Here is a 22,808-nt window from a genome sequence, read left to right as displayed (position 1 = left end):
TCCTATTAAAATTTAATTGACTCATCAGTTGTTGGTATATTTTGTAAGCTATTAGATGAATGGGTATATCCCGCCTCAAGTTAATCATAGAGGATAATGCTTAAGGTATTGTGATGCAGGTCAAAAAGTCATCTCCTATATGCGACAAATGCGTCTTTTGTAGGATAGATTGCAATAGCAATATGTTTTAAAGTGAACAAAGTTTAATTTATCGTCTCGATTCTTACTTTGAAGAATATCACCCCTGCGGACAAGTCAAGCCTCGTACTTTCTCCAGTACGCGTGTTTGCGATTGCTCTTCTTAGCCTATTTTATACTTCTTTTGTTTGGGCAACAGGCTCAGACAAGCTCATGAATGAATATTCAGTAGAGCTATTAACCGCTGATGACGGCTTTGTTTCTTCAGAAATCTATTCGATTATCCAAGACCGACAAGGGTTTTTATGGTTTGGTACTGCTGAAAACGGCGTAATGCGCTACGAAGGCCGTAGGGTCACATTGTTTGAATCTAGTAGCGAACATGGTCAAGGGCTTTCCCATAATGACGCCGGCAACCTGATGCTGGACGCAGAAGGGAATATTTGGGTGGGTACGTGGGGCGGCGGGGTAAACAAGTATGACCCTAGAACCGGCATCTATTCACGCTACTTAAATGACCCGAATGACTTCCGCTCCCTTTCTTCAAACCGCATTCAATCGCTCTTTCACGATAAAACAGGCCAAATTTGGTTGGGCTCTTATGATCAAGGCCTGAATCGGTGGTTAGGCGATGGGCTGTTCGAGAGAGTTCAAAAAAAGCCGGGTGTCGGAAACAGTCTGTCTCATAACCGTATATGGGACATTATTGATAACAATGATGATAGCTTATGGGTAGCCACTAGCTTTGGACTAAATTTATTAGACAAACGTACCCATACCGCAATACATTTCTTTCCAGATCCGGACAATAGCACCGCCACAGGTGCCAATGAAATACGCAGTTTGCTGCGCACGTCTTCTAGCCAATTCTACGTGGCGACGCAAGATGGCCCTTTTCTTTTCTTTCCAAGTTCAGGCGTGTTCATTGCGCAAACCACGCGAGACGGCAAAGCACTAGGCCAAGTGAACTCAATGATCGAAGATCATGAAGGGGATATTTGGTTTGTAACTACCACAGGTCTATATAAACACACTGGCGAGGGGAACGTCGTCGAGAAGATGGATTTTGGCTACGACAATGGGCTTCGCATAATATATGAAGACAACACCAAAACGAAATGGATAACCAGTGAAGTCCACGGCATATTTAAACTATCGCCCCGCCGTATAATTAAACAAATCAACAGTGACTTGCTGACCGCGCCGAGTGGCATTGAGCTAGATACCTTTAACTCAGATACCTTAAAAAATAACGGCGATGTGTTGATAGCAACTTCAAATGCTGAAATATACAAGTGGAAAGTGAAAGAGCAAACACTTCAAAAGGAATTTGACTCGGTTTTTAAAGGAGAGAGCGAATATTCTACCAAGGGAGTTATAGAACGACCCATTATTGTTCCAGATAAAAACGGCAATATTTGGGTAGCACAAGACAATTTTATTGCACGTGTTAATAGAAAGAGTGGTCGTGTAAGTCGCTTAGAATATCCCAAAGGTGACAGTAACTACCGCCAATTTAGTGAATTCAGAGCTTTGGCATTGGATAACGAAGATAATTTATGGATAGGTACCTACAAGCATGGTGTGTATATATATAATGTGCAAACCGGCGTCTTTAAGCATATTTCAACCCGTGATGGTTTAGCTCACCCAGAGATCCATGTTCTTGTAAATGACGCTCAAGGTAATATGTGGATTGGCACGGGGAGCGGCGTTAATTTATGGTCTACTCAAAGCAGTAAATTTGTTCAGATTGAACATACCGATAATCACAATGCGGGTCTATTAGGTAACATTGTCGAAGATATTCATGAGGCGAAGAACGGCCAAATTTGGGTTGCAACACAACGAGGGTTGAATGTTTACAAGCCTGAGTCGAAATCCTTTGATTGGTTTGGGGAGCAGAACGGCCTACCAGCCTCCTTAGTAAGAGCGATTGCAGATGGCGATGGAGGCCAGCTATGGCTTACTACTAATAAAGGTATTTTTCTATTTAATCCGGCTACTAAAAGTGCAATTAACTATAGCAGGAATGCGGGGGCAGTAAGTCATAATTTTTATTCGAACAGTTTACTTAGTGCCTCTAACAATACGTTCTTTACCAGTAGTCAGCGAGGTATTGAATACTTTAAACATGTGCCAGAACAGTCTGAATTAGTCGACGCCAAAATTGTGCTAACCGGGTTCAATAAAATGGGCGAAGCAGTAAGCCTTGATAAGCCACTACCTTACGTGACGGATATTAACCTTTCCTACGAAGACTATTTTTTCTCTTTAGATTTTGCTGTCTTAGACTTCTCTGACCCCAAGCGTTCCAATTTTGCTTACAAGTTGGAAGGGTACGACGAACAGTGGATTGATATTGGAAACCACAATAACGTTTCGTTTAATAACCTAAATGGCGGCACCTATACATTGCTGGTCAAAGCAATGAAGCCCAATGGTGAATGGGGCAGTGAGGTCTTGTCGGTTAATTTACACGTTGCTACTGCGCCATGGAAAACATGGTGGGCATATAGCGCTTACATGGTTTTTTTACTCGGCATAACGCTGTTGATTATTTACTTAAGAACCCATTTGCAACAAACGGAAATTACTAAACAGAAACGCTTTGTTCAGGCACTGGAGCAACAAGTTTCAGAAAAAACAGCCTCGTTAAAAGAACAGGCTAGCGATTTGAAAAAAGCACTGGAGCAAGCTGAAGAAGCAACCAAATTGAAGTCTGAATTCCTTGCTAATATGAGCCATGAAATCAGAACGCCAATGAATGGCGTGATAGGGATGTTGGGCCTGCTCAAGAAAAGTAATCTAACCTCAGAGCAATCCCAGCGAGTCAATATCGCAAGCTCAAGCGCAAATTCCCTTCTGGTCTTGATTAATGACATTTTAGATTTTTCTAAAATAGAAGCGGATAAACTGGAGATTGAATCCGTCGATTTTGATGTAAGGGAGTTAGTTGAAAGTATTGCTCAATCGGTCGCGCATGTAGCACAAGAAAAAGGACTGGATGTCATTGTGGATTTGTCGAAAGTCAGTGAGTCCAAAATAAATTCAGATCCAAGCCGAATTCAACAAATCCTTACAAACCTTTTAAGCAACGCAGTTAAATTTACCGAGCAGGGAGAGTTGTCTGTCACTGCAGAACTGCTTCCTACTAACAATCTGAATACCGCGCTTCTGCACATTTCCGTGGCAGATACGGGCATTGGCATTCCCACTTCGAAGCTTCCGCACTTATTTGATGCTTTTACTCAGGTTGACGCCTCCACAACTAGGCGCTTTGGTGGCACTGGACTTGGGTTGAGCATTACTAAAAAGCTGGCTCAATTATTAGGAGGAGAAATAAGTGTTACCTCCGAACTTGGTAAAGGCAGCCGTTTTGATGTGACATGTGAAATTCGGTACGCTGAGCATCGTGAAGCCGTGCGCCCTAAGATTGCTAAGCAAGATATGTGTTGCATGGTTATTGACGACAATGCGTCAACAAGACGTGCTATGCAAAGTCAGCTTGAACTTTGGGGAGTGTTAACATTGGTCGCATCGTCAATAGAGGAAGCGACTACTTTATATCTGAGCGAAAGCGACAGTGAGCAAGAGGTATTGGCACCACCCATTGATGTTGTATTTCTGGAGAAACCAAAAGAAGACGCGTCGTTTGTACGTTTTTGCCAGACATTTTTTAGCAATAAAAGAACTCAACATACGCGTTTAGTATTAATGGTCCAGCTAAGAGATATGGAGAGCTCTGCGGTATATGGCAAAGTGAAAGCTGATGAAAGTCTTCCAAAGCCTCTGGTCTCCTCAGATTTGATTCGAATTTTAGAAGAATCGGTTAATACATCTGACTATCAAGGTAAAAGACTGCCAAAACAGCGCGCGGAACATTCGGCCTTTACTGCCCAAGACAAGACTCAGCAAGTGCACTCACCAGAAGAAAGGGTAAAACCAGTCGGTAAGAAGACGGCCTATCGAATTCTGTTGGTAGAAGACAATGCCATTAATCAAATTGTTGCAACCAATATTCTTGAAAGCGAAGGATATGAGGTTGACGTTGCCAACAGTGGCGTAGAAGCCCTCAAATTGTTAAAAAACAGCAAGTTAAAGGCACGTTACAGTGTAATTGTTATGGACTGCCAAATGCCAGAAATGGACGGGTTCGAAGCAACCAAACGTATTCGCTATGGTGCAGTTGGTGAATACTACAAGAGTATACCCATTATAGCAGTGACGGCGAATGCTATGCAGGGCGATAAAGATAAGTGCTTGAAAGCGGGCATGGATGATTTCCTCACCAAACCCATAGAGCACGATAGAGTAATCTCAACCTTACAGAAGTGGCTTAACAAAATAAAATAGCCCCTCGCCATTACGAAAGGAAACGCGTTAACATGCAACAAATTTTTAACAGGTTGTGAGAGCGTTAATGCTAAATCGAGCATCAAAACCCCTTGTAAAACTCGTAGAGCGATATCTTCCTGATCCCTATATTTTCGTTTTATTGCTCACCCTAATTACGTTTGCTTTTGCGGTGGTCATTCAAAACCAGTCTCCACTTACGACCATTCAGCAGTGGGGAGATGGGTTTTGGAGCTTACTTACATTTTCAATGCAAATGCTCTTGGTGCTGGTGACTGGATTCATGTTGGCGTGCACGCCGTTGGTAAAGGCCTTACTTGAAAAGCTTGCAAGCATAGCAAGAAGCCCCGGAAGCGCTATTGTGCTGGTCACGTTGGTATCCCTTGTAGCAAGCTGGATAAACTGGGGCTTTGGTCTTGTTGTAGGCGCATTGTTCGCTAAAGCCCTGGCAAGAAAAGTCTCAGCAGATTATAGGCTATTGGTAGCAAGCGCGTATTCAGGCTTTATTGTATGGCATGGCGGCTTGGCGGGCTCTGTGCCCTTAACTATTGCAACACTGGGCCATTTCTCAGAAGCACAAATTGGCATAGTGAGTACCAGTGAGACTATCTTTAGTGGATTTAACTTGCTGTTACTGGCACTCATGTTCGTAACTATTCCTATTGTTAACCGGTTAATGTTACCACCTGAATCTGAAAGCATTATTGTCGATAGCGCGAAGCTTCAAGACGACGCTTTACCTTCAGAAAAGAACGAGCGGCCCGCTGACAAGCTCGAAAATAGTAAGACGCTTGGACTACTCGTAGGCTTTGCGGGACTTGCTTATCTCATCAACTATTTTGTTACAGGTGGCGGGCTTAATCTCAATATAGTTAATGCGCTATTTCTCTTTCTCGCTATTGTCCTTCACGGTACACCACGCAATGTACTTCATAGCCTGCAGCAAGCTGTTCAGGGCGGTAGTGGCATTGTTATTCAGTTCCCATTTTATGCTGGCATTATGGCGGTAATGGTGCAATCAGGGTTGGCGCAGACCATGTCAGAGTGGTTGATCAGTTTTGCATCTGCAGAATCGTTGCCCGTATGGAGTTTTATTAGCGCAGGCATTGTTAATATTTTCGTGCCTTCGGGGGGAGGTCAGTGGGCAGTGCAAGCCCCTGTAATCTTGCCTGCTGCCGCAGAACTTGGTGCCGAAATAAATAGAGTCGCCATGGCTGTGGCGTGGGGTGATGCGTGGACTAATTTGATTCAGCCATTTTGGGCGCTACCCGTACTTGCCATAGCGGGCCTCAAAGCTAAAGACATTATGGGCTTTTGCTTAGTTCAGCTTATCGTAACTGGTGTCATTATTTCCTTGGTATTGCGGTTTGTGTGAGGATTTAGAGAGCAATTTAACGCCGTCAAACAAGGCGAATAGAGCCGAATATGAAGCCACAACTTAAACACAAGCGGTGTGAATGATGCATTTAGACGAAGAAAAGGTAGGATTGTTGATCGTAGATGTTCAGGGCGCGCTGGCTCGAAAAGTCAATGATAGCCAGACAATGATCTGCAAAACAGTAAAGCTAATACAGTGTTGTAAATTGCTCAATATTCCCGTAGCTGTACTTGAGCAAAATCCTGATGGCTTAGGGAAAACGGTCCCTGAAATTGAAACTCATGTCGCAAGCGATCCTCACTTTAAGAAGTTTACTTTTAACGCTGTAGCGGGTACTGACCAGTGTTCGTCCGAAATACTGGCGTACATTGGTGAAATGGAATTAAGTCGATGGCTGGTTGCGGGAATTGAAGCGCACGTATGCGTTTATCAAACGGTAACGGGTTTATTGGAAAATAATCACACTGTGGAAGTAATACAGGACTGCATTTCTTCAAGAGAGTCTTCAAATGCTGTGCTCGCCATCCAAAATATGCGTGAGCAGGGCGCACGGATCAGCAGTTTTGAAATGACACTTTTTGGCCTTTTCAAATCATGCCAACATCCAAAATTCCGAGAAGTGTTAGCGCTCATCAAGTAGTCGAACAACGTGATGAGCGAAACAAGTCGGAGCTAAGCGAATGCGGTTTCTATCGATACAATGTCAATACCACGCACTTGCATAGAATCCAGCGCCAATAGATGACCAATGGCGTCACGCGTGCAGGTGCAAGGTTCAATGACTTTGGGGGAATACGTGGCAGCAGCTGGTGATAATGCTGTGTGAGTTACGCAGTTGTGCGTCATCATACCTGCAAGAAGAATTTCATCCACGCCCAATGACTGTAAGGTTTCTTCTAAATTGGTGTTCTCAAAACAATCGGCGTGTTGCTTTGTGATGATGGGCGCATCCGGGGCAGCGGCTATCACCTCTTTATGAATTTCAGCGCCATGAGATCCTTCATAGAAAAACAACCCTTCTCCGGCCTCAACAGGCACAAGGTGCTGTATGTGAATAATTGGAATGCTCTTTTCCTTTGCAATAGCCATCGCTTTAAGTGTTTCTTGCATCGCAAGCTCTGGTTTGTGTAAAGGATACTTCCCTTCAGGAAAGTAATCGTTTTGAATATCTATAACAATAAGTGCTTGTTTAACCACGGTCTTATCCTCTTTTTCCAAGAAATAGTCTCTAGCACGGTTTAAGTTGTGCTTACTCGATATTGACTATTTTGCAGATTTTCACGTGTAATAGAGAGTGACGATAATGACAAAAAGCGCGCCAAATGCGACAGCGTTCACAGAACGACAATGAAACGATGAAAGAAATAAAAATAGCAGTAATAAACTATCCAACCGCAAGCCAATCTGCGCTTTACGGCATCGTTGAGATGTTAGAGTTAGCAAATACGATGTGTGAGCAAATCAACGCTGATGTGGCATTTAGCGCGAGTATTTACAAAGCGGAACAGTTGAATTCAAATGCACTGGTTGATGTCGTCATCTTGCCGCCAAGCATGAGTGAAACATTTTTTGAGCATGACTTCACATCACTCATCAACTATATGGAAGTCATGCAGTCCCAAGGTGCATTGCTCGCATCAGCTTGCGTAGGTGCATTTATTCTTGGCAAAGGGGGCTTTTTAGATAACAAAGAGTGTACTACACACTGGCGAATTGCCGATCACTTCATGGCAGCCTTTCCCACAGCAAAACTAGATGTTAAGGCTATCGTGGTAAACGGGGAGGGCGTAATAACAGCTGGCGGGAGAATGGCGTGGATTGATCTTGTGTTTGAAATCATATCGACCTTAAGTTCACCCACCATTGCCTTGAATCTTTCTAAAGAGATGGTGGTGGATACAGGTTACAGGGAGCAAGGCTTTTATCACCAGTTTTCACCTAAAAAAGATCATGGCGATGCTCTCGTTGTTAAAGCGCAAAACTACGTGGAAAACCATTACAGTCAGCCAATTTCTCTTAGCGATTTAGCCAGCCACACTTTCGTTAGTCAGCGAACCTTACAGCGAAGATTTACGCAAGCGTTAGGTATGTCAGTCATCGACTATCTGCAGAAGCTGAGACTTCATCATGCTTGTCAGCAAATTGAAGTATCAACGCGTAGCATTGCTGATATTGCATTCAACGTGGGCTATCAAAACGTCAATGCGTTTAGGAAGATATTCCGTAAAGAGTATGGGCTTAGTCCGGTGGAATACCGCAAGCGTTTTGCAATAAATTAATCGTATAGTTATTTTCATTTCAATTGTTATGTTATAACATTTATTAAATTCGATATTTAAAATGAAACTTAGCGAGTCGTTATGTCTATTCAAACTCAGCTTCCCGTTACCGTACTTTCGGGTTTTCTAGGCGCCGGTAAGACCACGGTTCTAAGCCATATTCTGAATAATCGTGATGGATTAAGAGTAGCCGTTATTGTTAACGATATGAGTGAAATCAATATCGATGCGGCTAAGGTGAAAAATGAAATTAGCTTTAATCGAGCCGAAGAAAAGCTAGTTGAAATGAGCAATGGCTGTATTTGCTGCACGTTGCGAGAAGATTTGCTTGAAGAGATAGAGCGTTTAGCGCATGAAGGTAAATACGATTATCTGGTAATAGAGTCTACAGGTATTTCGGAGCCGTTGCCTGTAGCTGAGACCTTCACGTTTGCTGATGAAGACGGTAAAAGCTTGTCGGAAATATCACGCCTCGATTCGATGGTTACCGTTGTCGATGCATTGAATTTTCTTAAAGACTATGACGAAGCTAAGTTTCTCAACGAAGTGGGTGAGAGCTTGGGGGAGGAAGACGAGCGAAGTGTGGCAGACTTGTTGGTCGAACAAGTGGAATTTGCTGATATATTGCTAATAAGCAAAACCGACTTAGTCTCTGAACAAGAGTTGGCGCGCCTTAAAAGTATTCTCCAAACCCTTAATACCGAGGCTATTCAAGTTCCTATTGAGCATGGAAAAGTGCCCCTCGACAAAGTGCTAAACACAGGGCGATTTAGCTTTGAGCGTGCTCAGCAGTCGCCCGGTTGGCTGAAAGAAATGCGTGGCGAGCACGTACCAGAGACTGAAGAGTTTGGTATCAGCAGCTTTTCGTACGAAGCGCGACGTCCGTTTGATCCGCAGAAGTTTTATGATTTCCTTCATAGTAAAGACATTGCAGGTAAATTAATTCGTTCTAAAGGCTTCTTCTGGTTGGCAACACGCCCTCAATTAGCTGGCAGCTGGAGTCAAGCCGGCGGTATGGCGAGATACGGAGCCGCTGGACTGTTTTGGAAAGCCGTACCCAAAGAGCAGTGGCCTGAAGATCCTGAATACCTTAAAGCGATTGAAGAACAATGGATGGAGCCCTTCGGCGATATGCGTCAAGAGCTGGTGTTCATTGGACAAGGGCTTAATAAAAACGACATTATCGAGCGGTTAGATAGCTGCTTGTTAACTGACGAGCAGCTAATTCAAGGCCATCATGTGTGGGCTGAAATGCCTGACCCATTTCCAGCGTGGGAGCAGTAGTATGCAGGCGCTACAAGACCAAAATAATGTCTTCGAACATAGCAAATCTTGGCGCTCAAGCGCCGATGCTATGGTGTTGGGTGATATCTTTGAAGAAGATATTAGCGTTGCCGTATGGACACGGCCCGAAGCACCACTTGTCTCGCAATATTATGTCGATGTTTTTAAATCATTAGGAATGGGACTTCGAGGTGTTTTCTCTTTAGCGACACTAAAAGAGGAAATTCCAAAGCAATTACCTGACGGAAAAAGTAGTGCCGAAAAGCAGGCTGCTATTGACGATATTTATTTGCTGTCAGACATGCTCACCACGCTTTTTGATTGTGAGAGTGTCGGTGTAAGGTTAGTGCCTCTCTCATCAGCAATGTGCCCAAGCTTTCATGTAGACAATATTCCTGTTCGATTGGTGAACACCTATTTAGGCGAAGGTACAGAGTGGCTGCCGAAAGAAAGTGTGGTTACAAGCCCATTGATTGACCTTAACGGCGCGAATACGCAAGGGCTGACGAAGAATAGGTTGGGGCAGTGCTATCAAGAGAGCAGCGTTAGGCAAATGAACGCCTTTGATGTGGGTTTACTTAAAGGTAAGTCATGGCAGGGGCATGAAGAATTTGCCGCCGTGCATCGGTCCTGCAAAGTCATACCTGGCACTCATCGCGTGTTGCTTACCCTGGATCCCATGTAGTTTTTAAGTACTTATTACATATCATCCTCGGTTATTTCGGCGCTATCACTTTTTTCATGAGTGTTCCCTTGTGATAGCGCTTTTTTCTTTCTCAGTACTTTCTTTTCGATACTAACTTTTTCACTACTTGCTTTCTCGGTACGTAGCCTCGCTAATCTTCTCAAATATTCACTTTTAAGCTTCCAGCTTTAAGGCTGGTTGTCTCAAAGGCAGGTACCAGATCTTTTTAAACGGAGACCCGAAAGGCCAAGTTTTTCAACCTATACCCTTAAATATTATAATCTTTCATATTTAACGTATTGTGAATGCTAGGAATGCGTTCTTCTGCATGGTGATTCACGTATAACAGTGTACTTGTGCCTGCCTTAGCCAATATATCAATAAGCTTAAGCACTTTTTGGCGGTTGAAGTCGTCTAAACCATTGCAAGGTTCATCCAAAATAAGCACGGCGGGGTGCTTAACCATAGAACGTGCAATAAGTACTAATCGCTGGTCACCAAAAGACAGCGACTGAAACGGCGTGTTCTTTTTCTGTTTCAAACCTAGTACTTCAAGCCACTGCTCTGCCACTATGCGCTCCGCTAGCGTGGGGCGGCTGTACAGACCAATACTGTCGTGGAAGCCTGAAATGATAACGTGCTCAACACTTGCATTCACTTTGTACTGCATGTGGAGCGCATTCGACATAATTCCAATGTGCTTTTTAATGTCCCATATGCTCTCGCCTGTGCCACGTTTTATGCCAAACATTGTTAAATCGTTGGTATAACAATGGGAATTATCACCAGTAAACATTTGAAGCAAACAGGTTTTGCCTGACCCATTTGGACCAGTGATCTGCCAATGCTCATTTTTGTTAAGCGTAAAGTTAAGCTTTTCAAATACGGTTCGCTCATCGAAGCGCACGAACCCATCTTTAAGCTGAATTAAGGTATGAGGAAGTGAATCTAACTCACTGTTCTGCTTATTGTGCTTGGAGTCACCGCCGTCTTTGTCGTTAGCATTAAACGCAGGAGGTACATCAATATCATCAGACTCCAGTGCAAACCACGTGCTTAATTCTGAGCGCAAACCGTCATAGTTAAATTTATCTTCAGATTTCCACGTAATGGCCAAGTCATCCATAACAATCAACTGGGCTTGCATATTCTTGGGAATATCTGCGAGTTTGTTGGCGGTAAGTACTAAAGAAGCTTGCTGCTGAGAGACAAGGAAGCGACTAAATGCGCTTATCGCTTCAACATCTAAACCTTCGAAGGGTTCATCAAGCAAAATAATAGAGGCATTACTTAACCATGCCAACATGATAATAATCTTGCGGGTTTCACCTGTTGAAAGTGAAAGAAACGCATTATCTAGCAAATGCTCAATTCTAAGAGCGGAGGCGAGTTCGTCGTAATAAGGGTGGTTTTGATAATCCTCATTAGTCTGTGCGAATAGTTCGCGAACCTGTGTTGGCTCAGCTATTACGTCTAGAATATCTGCACTGTCTTTTTGTTTTTCTTCTTCAATTATCGCTTGCTGTTTAAAAACCGATACCTCTGCAACAACCGAACTACATTCACGACTACCGCTTGCTACCTTCCCACTACCGGCAAGCGCGGAAATTAAGAGTGACTTTCCGCTACTGTTTCTACCTGCGATAAGGAAGTGCGACGGCGCACTTTCAGTACAGAGCGCTAGCGAAAATTCGGGAGTAATGTATTGATTAGAAAGCTTTATTTGAAATTCAGAAAGGTACAGCATTAATGATCGCGAGTGAATATGGTGTAGAACCATTGTGAAGTTTTCTGATTACGTGTCAATGGCGAATAAGACTTTCTGAAGCCAGAACTAGCTGGTAAGTTAGTCTTATAAAGTTAGCGCCACGTTCAATGGCCAGTTAAGGGAATCAAATTAGTGAGTAAAGTAATACTCAGAGATTTTAAAACGAGCGATGTAAGCAGTTTGGTAGATATTTTAAATCAACCGTCGGTCACGCAATTTCTGTCGACAAAAATTCCCAGCCCTTATACAAAAGAAGATGCCACATGGTGGATTCAAGAGGGGAGCAAAGAGGGTTTTATAAGAGCTGTAGAGTACGACGGCGAGTTAGTAGGGTGTATTGGTGTTAACCCAGGAAACTTTGAATATGAAAGAGCCGGAGAGGTCGGGTACTGGCTTTGTTCATCACATTGGCGAAAAGGGATTATGCGTGACGCGCTGCGCCAAATTATCGCCCTTACTTTCTCAAACACAAGTATAGAGCGCATTTTTGCCTGCGTATTTTCATCCAATCTTGCTTCGCAAAAGCTGTTGTTAGATGCAGGGTTTAAGCAAGAAGCGATATTGCAACGCGCCATTTTTAAAAATGGACGGTTTTACGATAGCCATATTTTTGCCAATTTGAGGTAGCTCTTCGATGGTGACTTTAGAACCCGCAAAGCGATGAGTGGTTTCCATTGATAGGGATGTTTATTTTATTGTTTTATTCGCGGCAACACCTTCAATCACCCCTGCGGCTGCAAGGTTCATCAATCGACGAAACCTCGGACATTCCAAATGACTCGGTGCTGTGCAAGCAGCTGCATGCTGCAGACCATCACGCATTGCTTCTAATTTTTTGACTGTTTCATCTAATTCGTTCGCTTTTTTAAGTAGTAGATCGCGATCTATATCAGGCTTTGCATCGGTTCCTAATATCCCAGAAATTTCTTCCAGTGAAAAACCAGCTGCGCGGCCTAGTGCGATTAATTCAAGGCGCTCTAAAACGTTTGAGCTAAATACGCGACGTATACCTTGTCGACCAATAGATTTGATAAGGCCTTTTTCTTCATAAAAGCGCAGTGTTGATGCCGACACTCCTGACTTTTTTGCTACTCGAGATATTTCCATACTTGTTATCCATAAAGGCACTTGACTTAAAGTTAACTTGAAGTTGTAGGCTAGCATCTCATGTTAATTGAAACTAGTTATTGAGAGTGAATATGGAAAGTATTGTTTTTATCTTGCTGATAGGTATTGGAGCTACTTTAGTGATGGATTTATGGGCCTTGTTGAGAAAGCAATTGTTTGGTATTGCCCCTACCAATTGGGGCATGGTGGGGCGTTGGATAGGGCACATGAGAAAAGGACAGTTTCGTCATACTTCTATTTCACGTGCCCATGCTGTTCACGGGGAAAGTACCATTGGGTGGTCAGCCCATTACTTAATTGGAATTACCTATGCAGCGCTGCTTATTTTTATATGCGGAGAATCTTGGTTGTTCGAACCTACGCTAGCTCCAGCAGTGGCCCTCGGTATCGCTACGGTCGTTGCGCCGTTCTTTATATTGCAGCCAGGTATGGGGGCGGGTATTGCCGCATCGAAAACGCCTAACCCTAATATCGCTCGGTTACACAGCATTATTAATCACGTCGTATTTGGCATTGGGCTGTACCTTTCGGCTTTGTTAATTAGGCTTTTACTATCAATCTGGCTATAAACGACTAATGATGACTTGAGTGAACTTCAGCTTATAATGGCAAGAAAACAGCATGCATTTATAAGAAGACAGGATGAAAATTTCACTGGAAGAAATAAACAAATCTAACTATGAGCAGGTTTGTGACTTGGATGTAGCAGAAAATCAACAAGCGTTTGTAGCGTGCAATATGTGGTCGTTGGTTGAGTCTTTTTACAACGAGAACCATACCTGTAAAGCCATTTATTGCAATGACCAGCCCGTAGGGTTCTTGATGTGGGTTCAGGAAACGCCAACCAAGGTGTCCGTTTGGCGCTTTATGATTGATGAGAGCCATCAGAACAAAGGAATTGGCAGAGTTGCTTTATCTCAAGCTATCACGCTTATAAAGCAAACTTCTGAGCTCGAACAAATAGAGATATGCTATAACCCCGAGAACCCTGTCGCCAAAACCTTCTATTCAAGCTTTGGTTTCGAAGAGGTGGGGTTAGATGAAGATGGCGAAGACATGCTAGCTGTTATTAACATCTAGCCATTGTGTAATTTCAATTGAGCACAGCACTGGGGAAGCGTTTTCTATCTATGGGGCCCGTCGGGCGAGCTTCTTCATATTACCGAATTAGGTAGCTAGCTTTTGCCAGAACTAGGGGCGGAATGACGAATGATGCATACGAATTACACCGTTAAAGAAAGTCCTCCGTCAGCTGAAGACTTTGCCAGTTTAAGAAAATTGATTGGATGGAGTAACCCGTGTTTATCAGTTGTGCAAAAAAGTATTGATGCCTCGTTGTTTTGGGCAACAATTTACCTTGATAACAAGCTTGTAGGCTGTGGTCGGGTGATTGGCGATGGCGCAATGTATTATTACATTCAAGACGTGATTATTCATCCAGAACATCAGAATAAAGGTTTGGGATCGAAAATAATGAACACGCTGATTGCACATTTGGCGTCTTGCTGCGCACCTGGCGCAACAATTGGCTTGTTGGCTGCGCACGGTAAAGAGAACTTTTATCTTAAGTTTGGATTTGAACCTCGCGATGGTCAAAGTTTAGGATTAGGCATGTGCAAGTTTATTTAACTGTTTTGCAAATACAAGGCATGAAAATCGCTGGAATTCTCAGGTTTATCTAAAACCCTCGGTACTGTGATTACTGACTTTCAACTATCGGCAGCTTTACGTCCGGAAGCGGCAAGTTGCCTCCGCTTGTTATGAACTGCTTAACATGCAATATCAAATTTTTCCGGCACAGAAAAAGATACACCTCCTTAACGCAGGCGTGTCACACTACACGCCTGACTGTAATGTTTTAATGCGCTTTTAGAATTAGCGATTACCTCTCTTTGGTGTGAATTTTGCAGTATCTTATTAAAAGACACTGAAAATGTCGGTTTGCGTAGTAGCTGATCACTGTTTTTCGATGAGTTTTTGCTTCTTTCCGATAGTAATTTGACGTTTTTCACTGGACACGTGTAATGAAAAGTATGACAAAACCTGTCTCTCAAGCTTTACTGACAGAAAATGGTCGCTTGATCGCGAAAGCCTTGGCATATACCGCGCTTCTCTTGGGCTTACTCTCTGGTTGCTCTTCATCTGACGAACCTAAGCGTCAATTTGCGCAAACTGATGCCAGCAACGTTTCGGCGTTGGGGAATGTGGAATACCAGACCTATATGTTGGCGAACGAACTTTTTTCAGATGTGAGTCCAGCACGTCAGTCTCGCTATGCGGTAGTTGGCTTTGTACCTGCCGATACTATGAAATACAGTGCCGAGCATCAACATCCGCTAATGTTGTTGGGCCATCAGCTTGAGCAGGGAATGATTACTGAAGCCACGAAAAGAGGCTTTTCTACTCAAGAATTTAAGCTTTCGAACGATATAATTGTTAGTGACGAGAGCGACAGGGTCTTAACGCGCAATATTGACCAGCTTTCCAACGTTGAGCGCGTCGATTTTTATATAACCGGCACTATGGTGTATCAAGAGTCTGGCGCGGTGGTTAACGCTCGAATTATCAACGCTAGAAATAAAAACATTGTCGCTGCAGCAACACGCTTCTTCCCTGCCGAACTGTTTTGGCGCGAAGAACAAGTAACCACCAGAAACGGCAAATTATACAGAACTGAAGGTACGAGGTAACCCCATGAAAAGACGAAATCAATACGCGGCGCTTTCGCTTTGTGCTTCACTGTTAAGTGTGAGTGGGTGCTCTATGATGATGGGGGAAGAAGAGGTAGCCGAACAAACGCCTCGCCGCCCGACCATGAATGTAATTGATATTAGTGCCGCCGACCGCGCTCCAGTTAAGCAAGTTGACAATACCAGTGATACCCAGTCTCAAGGAATGGATGCATACGGTGCTATCGGTCAACCCCCTCTGTATTCAAGCGTGCAGGGCGCGTACAAAGGTCGACCCTTGACCAAGCATATTGGTGACTATGTGAAGAACATGGCGCAAGACTTAATTGCCAATATGGAATATGTGAATAACAAGACACCTATTGGTGTAACCCATTTCGCACTACTAGATACTGACTTGCAGAAAACAGATTTGCTTGGTCGTCAGATGGCGGAATCCTTTGTGCACGAACTGCATAAATTCCGCGTGCCGGTTATCGACTTCAAAGCCACCGAGTATATTCGCATTACTGACGATGGCGATTTTGTATTAAGCCGAGACTATTTGGAATTGAGCAGCAGCCTTCCTATTGAATACGTGTTAACTGGAACAATGACCAAGCACCAAGGTGGCGTGTTAGTTAATGCCCGTATTTTAGGGATTGAGTCGCGTGCGGTGGTAGCAACTGCGCAAATGTTGGTGCCGTTTTACGTAGTAGATGCACTTATTCCAAGTGACGGTAGCCAGCAAAACGGTATGCGCGATGGCGTTAAGCTAAGTCGCGGCTAGGAGTTTCAGTATGGTGTTTACAAAGAAGCTTGTGCCAAGCAGTTGGATAGCCGTTGGCGTAATGCTGAGTATATGTATGACAGGGTGTACTAGCACAGCGTCTATTGGCTCGTTTTGGTTAGGTGAAGACGGTGAAATTACTCATCACGCCGAGCCAGTACCTGTACCAAGCCGTTCAGGGTTAGAGTACACACCAGATTCTCGCGATAGACAATATCAACAGTATGTGGAGGTAGAGCCGGGCTATAAAGACCCACTACACCATGGCTATTCACCTTCACAAACGCACAAGCGGTTAAATGATTACGCCTCGCAGCTGGCAATGGCGTTAATGGACAATGCAACCCGTCTTACGCAGCAAGACATGGTGGGCGTGGCGAGTTTCGTTAGGCTTAATCAGTCGTTGAGCGACAGCACCGTGTTAGGCAATCAGCTTTCAGAGTATCTAATAGCCGAGCTACAAGACTTTGGGTTAGCGGTTGTCGACTTTAAGCTTGCAGGTGGCATTACCGTAACGCCAGTCGGCGATTTCGTACTTACTCGAGATGGTACTGCACTCGCTAAACAGGTTGAAATGGACCATGTTGTAACTGGCACCATCATTGAAGATGACAGAGGCGTCCGCGTAAACGCCCGTATCGTGTCGCTGGAAAATAAACAAGTGGTGGCAAGCGCCAACGTATACATTCCTGCGTTTATCGTGATGGATTTAAATAAAATGGCTAGCGTAAACTAGCCATTTACTTCCTTTGCACTCTGTTTTCGAAAGCGAACTCACTTCATATTCGCTTTAAAACCTCTAAACATCCGATCTTTTGTGTCTAGGCACAGGAAAATTTTCACAAAGACCTCTCCGTTTATTAACCCTGACTTCTAATTGCTTCGCGAGTCATAAAGCGGCTTGTGTTTACAGCATTAAGCAGATCGTTGCTTAAAGGTAGCGGCTCCTTACATAGACTGCTCACCAAGACCTCTGCCATTAAAGGCGCTGTGGTTAACCCTCGTGACCCTAAGCAAGTAAGGGTGGAAACTACGCTTGTTGGTAACACTGGCGCGCTAGTCAACGGTTTGCCCACGCCTAGCATAGTGTAGTGTTCTTTTAATGAGTCAAAATTATGTAGTGCACCGACAACAGGCTGGTGGTCGGGTGAACCTAAACGCGTAGCAGCTCTGGCTTTACCGTCATGTTGTAATGCTTGCACGATGTCGGTGCTTGCCAGCGCTTGTTCGTGGGTGGCGAGGTTCATTTCAGTTTCATCGCCTCGTACATCGGTACTTAAGTCGCTTTTAACGTAGGTTGAACCTAACGCATGCCGACCTTCGAAAACAGGTGTCATATAGCCTTTGTGACACAACACAGTGTTAAGTTGTTCAATTGGCATTTGGGTGGGAATAGCTTCAACCTGTCCGCGAACAGGGCGAAGGGACAGGCTGTCAAAATCGCTAGCGTTTACCGCACCTGCACCAAGGGCAAGAATAAGGTGATCGGCAGTAATAACTTCTTCATTCTCAGCGCTATCTAAGTTAAAACGAATCTGCACCCCCTGCTTTGTTGTCTCAACTGCCTCATGAGATAAATAGGTATGATTGGGTTTCAGCGTGAGTTTGCCACTTTGCAATGCTTCTTCAATCATGGCATTAACTAGCTGTGGAGGAGAAAGCCATCCGCCCAAACCAATGTATAAGCCAGAGTAGGGAAGAGCTAGGTTAGCGATATCGCTCACTTCTTTGCTGTCCACGGGCTTAATCAAAGCGTCAGGCCATACGTCGGCTGCAGCCAGTTTATTTTGGCGTTCTGCTACCTTGTCGTTAAAGCTTAATTGAATAACGCCGCAGAAATCATGGGCAACGCTGGTGAGACCATAGGCTTTTGCATGTGCAATAGTGTGGTCGTAGGCTTGTCTAGCATACAAAAAACTGTGCGCCTGAATGCGGCTGGCAATACTTGCTTCGCTATGAAGCTGCGGATAAAAACCACCTTGTGGATTGCCAGACGCGCCGCTTGCAAGGGTGTCACCATCAAAATACAAAGTAGTGCAAATGCCGCGTTTTACTAAAGCCAGGCATGCCGTAGTTGCTGCAAGGCCGGAGCCAACTACTGCGACTTTACTTGTTTTATCTAAACTGTCGTTCGCGTACCTATAATAGGGGCCAGCAGGTAGGCGAAGTTTATGCTGCACATTTTCATTGTCTTGGTTAAAAACGCCGGTGAGCATGTCACGCTTACGGCCAAATCCTTTGCGTTTTTTAATGGTAAAACCCACACCAGCTAGCCCACGCTTTACGATGCCTGCGGCGGTAAAGGTTCCAAAGGTTGTGCCAGTTTTTGACAAACGAGCCATTTGGCTAAACAGAGCATCGGTCCACATGTCAGGGTTTTTGCTAGGTGCAAAACCATCTAAAAACCAAGCATCGATTAGTCCATTCACAGGAGAATGCCATTGAGGTAGAAGTTCGTGAACATCACCAATCCACAAGTCGAGTGTGGTTGAGTGGCTATCGAAGTGCAAGCGATGACAACCTTCAAGGCCCATGGGGTAAAGTGAAGCGAGTGCTTCCGCTTCGTCTTTAAGGGCAGGGAAAGCCTCTAGCGCACGCTGCATATCCTGTTGAGGCAGTGGAAACTTTTCCGTGGTGATAAAATACAGGCGTTTTAGCGGATGGTCAGGGTTCGCTGCTTTAAATTCGTTAAAGGCACGCATGGCGACCAAAAAGTTCAGCCCAGTTCCAAAACCTGTTTCAGCGATGACAAAAGTAGGGTTGCGCCACTGTTGCCAGCGCTTAGCAAGGTCGTTGCCTGCAACAAAAACGTGCTGGGTTTCATCAATTCCGCTGTCGTTAGAAAAATAAACGTCGTCAAAATGGTCGGCGACAGGCGTACCGCTCTCATTAAAATGAACCTGTGCATGCTTAGATTTCACTGTTTATTTTTCTCCATTGGTTTTGGTTTAGCGACAACAAGGCATCAGTTCGTATTCTTGTTACTTAAACCTGTAACAGTAGGCCGCGTATTCTACCTGTCACCTTTTTGTTTTTCCGCAAAAGTTTGTACCTGCTTTTAACTCTTCTTTTCTTATTGCTTCTGCAAATAACACACTATCAGTAAAAACAATGCGTTTATTTAATTGCAATTGTAAGTAATTTGTTAAGTTTAACTGTGGGTCTATTGAAGATAGTCAGGGAGAAGATATGGCGGGCGTGTTTCACCAATGTGGTCAAAGCATATGTACAAGAACAAGAAACGAAATGGATGATCGTGCACGTATTATCGCACACGCACTCGCTAAGCAAGATGTTAGAGAAAACGATGTGGTCGCTATTTTTATGCGAAACCACGTCGATATATTCGAAATAGTAGAGGCTTGCCGATATGTGGGCTCGCGCTATGTTCTGCTTAATTGGCACAGCCCAGTTGCCGAGCTTTTGCCTATTCTGGACGACTGCGGCGCTAAAGTACTGTTCGCTCATTACGATTTATTAAAGGGTGAGAATGCCCACGAAACGTTATTACAAGTTCCCACCTTGTCTGTGATATACACGATTAAAACGCCGGAAAGCATTTTAGCGCGTTATCATCTAACAGATAATTCACTGTTAGCATCAGAACCGAAAACTGGGGAGCAGTACCAGTGCCTTGACACGCTAATAGCTGCCCCAAACGCAAAGCGCCACAATGAACCGCCCAAACGCTTTAAGGGCATGTTTCCCTACACATCTGGCAGTACCGGAAAACCCAAAGGTATCAAGCGAGATGAAGACCTAACGCGGCCAGACCCTTATTTGATATTTAAGGGGCTGTCTGAAGCGTTAATGCAGTTATCAGAAGGTGATCGCTTTTTCGTCTCGGCACCGCTTTATCACAGTGCACCACATGCGCTTACGCTCTGCTGTTTAGCAGCGGGTTATATTGATGTATTTATTGAGCCTCAATTCGATCCCGAACGCTTTTTACAAGACATAGAGCGGTTTAAACTGACCCACGCCTATATTGTTCCCACCATGATGGTGAGGCTACTCAAACTGCCCGAGTCGACAAGAAGCAAATACGACACTTCAAGTTTGCGATTTGCCTTATCAACAGGGTCCGCACTGCCAAGCGATGTGAAAGAAGCGATGATTAACTGGTTTGGTCCAATTTTCTATGAATCTTATGGCGCTAGTGAATTGGGCTTTATGACCTTAATTTCATCTCAAGAGGCATTGGCTAAACCTAATTCTGTGGGTAAGCCCATTCCCGGTGCTGCAATTAAAATACTGAGCGACGATAAAGAGACGTGTGAAGTAGGGGATGTTGGCGTAATTTATGCGCACCTTTCCATGTTCGCGCCATTCAAATATACCAATACTACGGGCACACTGAGTGATTTGCATGTTGGTGAATTCACGACATTAGGCGATATGGGTTATGTGGATGAAGAGGGTTACTTATATATTTGCGATAGAAAAAAAGACATGATTATCTCTGGTGGTGCCAATATATTTCCTGCCGAAATAGAAAGCGTCATCATAGAAATGCCAGAGGTTGCAGACTGTGCAGTGTTCGGCGTGCCTGATGCTGAGTTTGGTGAAAAAGTTGTGGTGGCTGTTCAATGCTCACCCGGCAATGCGCTGTCGATTGATGAACTACACAGGTATTTAGACGGGAAACTAGCGCGATTCAAGTGGCCTAAATTGTTGCAAATACACGAAGCCCTACCTAGAGAAGATACGGGTAAAATATTTAAGCACAAACTTAGAGCCCAATTTAGTCAATAAAAGAAACCGCTAGAGCTATTTTGAAGGTTTTGTGAAGGTATAAATTAACGCTGGTCATGACCCTGTACATTCGTGCTACATTGGAAATATTCCGAATAAGAGAGCTTAGACGAAGACGGCAAAAACGAAAAAGAAGGGAAGTGGGAAACTACCTGTTTATACACACAAGCCCAGAATTAAAACAGGTAATGCAACGCTTAAGTTTAGCAAATTTGAGTATGGCAATTGGCAGAGCAGACCACTTTTTCATTCAAAATCGTTACCATAAGCCGCAACAACGCAAAGGGTAAACTATGAGAAGAGCAGTTATCACCGGTCTTGGTATCGTATCAAGCATCGGCGTAAATAAAGAAGACGTACTTGCTTCACTTAAAGCGGGTAAGTCTGGAATTACATTTTCAGAACAGTTCGCCGAAATGGGCCTTCGCAGCCAAGTTTGGGGCAACATCGACATCGATTTGAAAGACCACATTGACCGTAAAGCTATGCGCTTTATGGGCGATGCGGCGGGCTACGCATACGTAGCGATGCAACAAGCCATTGCAGACTCAGGTTTAGAAGAAAGCGACATTTCAAACGAGCGCACAGGCATTATTGCTGGCTCAGGTGGCGCGTCTTCTGAAAACCAAGTGCTTTCTGCAGATATCCTTCGCGAAAAAGGCGTTAAGCGTGTTGGACCCTACATGGTTCCTCGCTGTATGGCGTCTACGGTATCAGCTTGCTTGGCCACACCTTTTAAAATTCGCGGTGTGAACTATTCAATTGCCTCTGCATGCGCAACCAGTGCCCACTGTATTGGTAATGCACTAGAACTTATTCAGCTTGGTAAGCAAGACGTTGTATTTGCCGGTGGCGGTGAAGAACTACATTGGTCACTATCAAGCCAATTCGACGCTATGGGCGCACTAAGCTCTAAATATAACGACAATCCTGCTGTGGCATCACGTACTTACGACGCAGCACGCGACGGTTTTGTAAGTTCCGGCGGCGGCGGTATGGTTGTTGTTGAAGAACTTGAGCACGCACTAGCGCGCGGCGCAAAAATCTACGGTGAAGTTGTAGGTTACGGCGCGACATCAGATGGTTTCGACATGGTTGCACCGTCGGGTGAAGGTGCAATTCGCTGTATGAAAATGGCAATGCAAAATATCGATGCCCCAATCGATTACTTGAATACCCACGGTACATCAACGCCGGTAGGTGACGTGAAAGAACTTGCTGCTATTCAAGAAGTGTTTGGTCAAGCGGGTGTGCCTATTAGTGCAACCAAGTCGCTGACAGGTCACGCATTAGGTGCAGCGGGTGTAAACGAAGCTATTTATAGCTTGTTGATGATGGAAAACAACTTTATTGCGCCATCAATTAATATCGACACGCTGGACGACGCGGCACAAGGGCTAGATATTGTTACCCAAGCACGCGAAGCAACGTTAAACACTATTATGTCTAACAGCTTTGGCTTTGGCGGCACTAACGCAACGCTGGTTATGCAGCGTTACAACGGTTAATCAAAACCGCTTGAAGCAGAAAGCTTGTTAGCTTTATTTAAAAAGCTTTAAAACAAAAAGGGCGTAAAAC

Annotated in this window: 19 protein-coding genes; 15 read left to right on the top strand and 4 right to left on the bottom strand. The window is 44.2% G+C overall.

The window, feature by feature from the left end:
• Positions 1–351: 351 nt before the first annotated feature.
• From V7R42_RS11905 to V7R42_RS11895, 3 genes are all read left to right on the top strand, one after another.
• Entirely contained in the window at positions 352–4,494 is a 4,143-nt protein-coding gene (locus V7R42_RS11905) for a hybrid sensor histidine kinase/response regulator (protein ID WP_334020436.1), read from the top strand.
• 67 nt (positions 4,495–4,561) lie between these two features.
• A complete protein-coding gene (locus tag V7R42_RS11900; protein WP_334020435.1) occupies positions 4,562–5,869 on the top strand; it encodes a short-chain fatty acid transporter in 1,308 nt (435 codons plus the stop codon).
• 82 nt (positions 5,870–5,951) lie between these two features.
• A complete protein-coding gene (locus tag V7R42_RS11895; RefSeq protein ID WP_334020434.1) occupies positions 5,952–6,512 on the top strand; it encodes an isochorismatase family protein in 561 nt (186 codons plus the stop codon).
• Positions 6,513–6,544: 32 nt separating this feature from the next.
• Here the strand turns inward: V7R42_RS11895 and V7R42_RS11890 are convergent, their stop codons facing one another.
• Positions 6,545–7,069, bottom strand: a complete 525-nt coding sequence (locus V7R42_RS11890; protein ID WP_334020433.1) for a cysteine hydrolase family protein — start codon at positions 7,067–7,069, stop codon at positions 6,545–6,547.
• 125 nt (positions 7,070–7,194) lie between these two features.
• Between V7R42_RS11890 and V7R42_RS11885 the strand changes: the two genes are divergently transcribed.
• The 3 genes from V7R42_RS11885 to V7R42_RS11875 all read left to right on the top strand — a co-directional run bounded on the left by V7R42_RS11885 (position 7,195) and on the right by V7R42_RS11875 (position 10,120).
• The gene (locus V7R42_RS11885) at positions 7,195–8,151 is read left to right on the top strand and encodes a GlxA family transcriptional regulator (RefSeq protein ID WP_334020432.1); all 957 of its coding nucleotides are present in this window, start codon (positions 7,195–7,197) and stop codon (positions 8,149–8,151) included.
• Between the two features lie 81 nt (positions 8,152–8,232).
• Positions 8,233–9,435 carry a zinc metallochaperone GTPase ZigA gene (gene zigA / locus V7R42_RS11880; protein ID WP_334020431.1) on the top strand — a complete coding sequence of 401 codons (1,203 nt, stop codon included), beginning with the start codon at positions 8,233–8,235 and terminating at the stop codon, positions 9,433–9,435.
• 1 nt (position 9,436) lies between these two features.
• Entirely contained in the window at positions 9,437–10,120 is a 684-nt protein-coding gene (locus V7R42_RS11875; protein ID WP_334020430.1) for a DUF1826 domain-containing protein, read from the top strand.
• 268 nt (positions 10,121–10,388) lie between these two features.
• On the opposite strand, the gene V7R42_RS11870 is transcribed toward V7R42_RS11875, so the two are convergent.
• Positions 10,389–11,900, bottom strand: coding sequence for an ATP-binding cassette domain-containing protein (locus V7R42_RS11870; RefSeq protein ID WP_334020429.1), 1,512 nt, complete (start codon positions 11,898–11,900; stop codon positions 10,389–10,391).
• Between the two features lie 120 nt (positions 11,901–12,020).
• On the opposite strand from V7R42_RS11870, the gene V7R42_RS11865 reads away from it, so the two are divergent.
• Positions 12,021–12,515, top strand: coding sequence for a GNAT family N-acetyltransferase (locus V7R42_RS11865; protein ID WP_334020428.1), 495 nt, complete (start codon positions 12,021–12,023; stop codon positions 12,513–12,515).
• 60 nt (positions 12,516–12,575) lie between these two features.
• Here the strand turns inward: V7R42_RS11865 and V7R42_RS11860 are convergent, their stop codons facing one another.
• Positions 12,576–12,995 (bottom strand): helix-turn-helix domain-containing protein, encoded by a 420-nt coding sequence (locus tag V7R42_RS11860; protein WP_334020427.1) that lies wholly within the window; start codon positions 12,993–12,995, stop codon positions 12,576–12,578.
• A 92-nt stretch (positions 12,996–13,087) separates the two neighbouring features.
• Here V7R42_RS11860 and V7R42_RS11855 point away from each other — a divergent pair, with 92 nt between their 5' ends.
• The 6 genes from V7R42_RS11855 to V7R42_RS11830 all read left to right on the top strand — a co-directional run bounded on the left by V7R42_RS11855 (position 13,088) and on the right by V7R42_RS11830 (position 17,211).
• On the top strand, positions 13,088–13,585 hold the full coding sequence (locus V7R42_RS11855) for a DUF2938 domain-containing protein (RefSeq protein WP_334020426.1): 498 nt from the start codon (positions 13,088–13,090) through the stop codon (positions 13,583–13,585).
• A gap of 73 nt (positions 13,586–13,658) precedes the next feature.
• On the top strand, positions 13,659–14,096 hold the full coding sequence (locus tag V7R42_RS11850; RefSeq protein ID WP_334020425.1) for a GNAT family N-acetyltransferase: 438 nt from the start codon (positions 13,659–13,661) through the stop codon (positions 14,094–14,096).
• Positions 14,097–14,225: 129 nt separating this feature from the next.
• Positions 14,226–14,645 carry a GNAT family N-acetyltransferase gene (locus V7R42_RS11845; RefSeq protein ID WP_334020424.1) on the top strand — a complete coding sequence of 140 codons (420 nt, stop codon included), beginning with the start codon at positions 14,226–14,228 and terminating at the stop codon, positions 14,643–14,645.
• A gap of 395 nt (positions 14,646–15,040) precedes the next feature.
• Positions 15,041–15,706: a FlgO family outer membrane protein gene (locus tag V7R42_RS11840; RefSeq protein WP_334020422.1), complete on the top strand. Its 666-nt coding sequence runs from the start codon at positions 15,041–15,043 to the stop codon at positions 15,704–15,706.
• Positions 15,707–15,710: 4 nt separating this feature from the next.
• A complete protein-coding gene (locus V7R42_RS11835) occupies positions 15,711–16,475 on the top strand; it encodes a FlgO family outer membrane protein (RefSeq protein ID WP_334020421.1) in 765 nt (254 codons plus the stop codon).
• A gap of 10 nt (positions 16,476–16,485) precedes the next feature.
• A complete protein-coding gene (locus V7R42_RS11830) occupies positions 16,486–17,211 on the top strand; it encodes a FlgO family outer membrane protein (RefSeq protein ID WP_334020420.1) in 726 nt (241 codons plus the stop codon).
• A gap of 124 nt (positions 17,212–17,335) precedes the next feature.
• Here V7R42_RS11830 and mnmC read toward each other — a convergent pair whose 3' ends face one another.
• Entirely contained in the window at positions 17,336–19,396 is a 2,061-nt protein-coding gene (gene mnmC / locus V7R42_RS11825) for a bifunctional tRNA (5-methylaminomethyl-2-thiouridine)(34)-methyltransferase MnmD/FAD-dependent 5-carboxymethylaminomethyl-2-thiouridine(34) oxidoreductase MnmC (RefSeq protein WP_334020419.1), read from the bottom strand.
• Between the two features lie 268 nt (positions 19,397–19,664).
• On the opposite strand from mnmC, the gene V7R42_RS11820 reads away from it, so the two are divergent.
• Together V7R42_RS11820 and fabB are read left to right on the top strand one after the other, a co-directional pair.
• Positions 19,665–21,230 carry an AMP-binding protein gene (locus V7R42_RS11820; protein ID WP_334020418.1) on the top strand — a complete coding sequence of 522 codons (1,566 nt, stop codon included), beginning with the start codon at positions 19,665–19,667 and terminating at the stop codon, positions 21,228–21,230.
• Between the two features lie 293 nt (positions 21,231–21,523).
• On the top strand, positions 21,524–22,738 hold the full coding sequence (fabB, locus tag V7R42_RS11815; protein WP_014949953.1) for a beta-ketoacyl-ACP synthase I: 1,215 nt from the start codon (positions 21,524–21,526) through the stop codon (positions 22,736–22,738).
• Positions 22,739–22,808 lie beyond the last annotated feature (70 nt).

Origin of the sequence: Alteromonas sp. S015 (assembly GCF_036864485.1) — a bacterium.
GTDB lineage: Bacteria > Pseudomonadota > Gammaproteobacteria > Enterobacterales > Alteromonadaceae > Alteromonas.
Note: the sequence above shows the minus strand (reverse complement) of the source record. Positions and strands in the feature narration are given on the sequence as shown.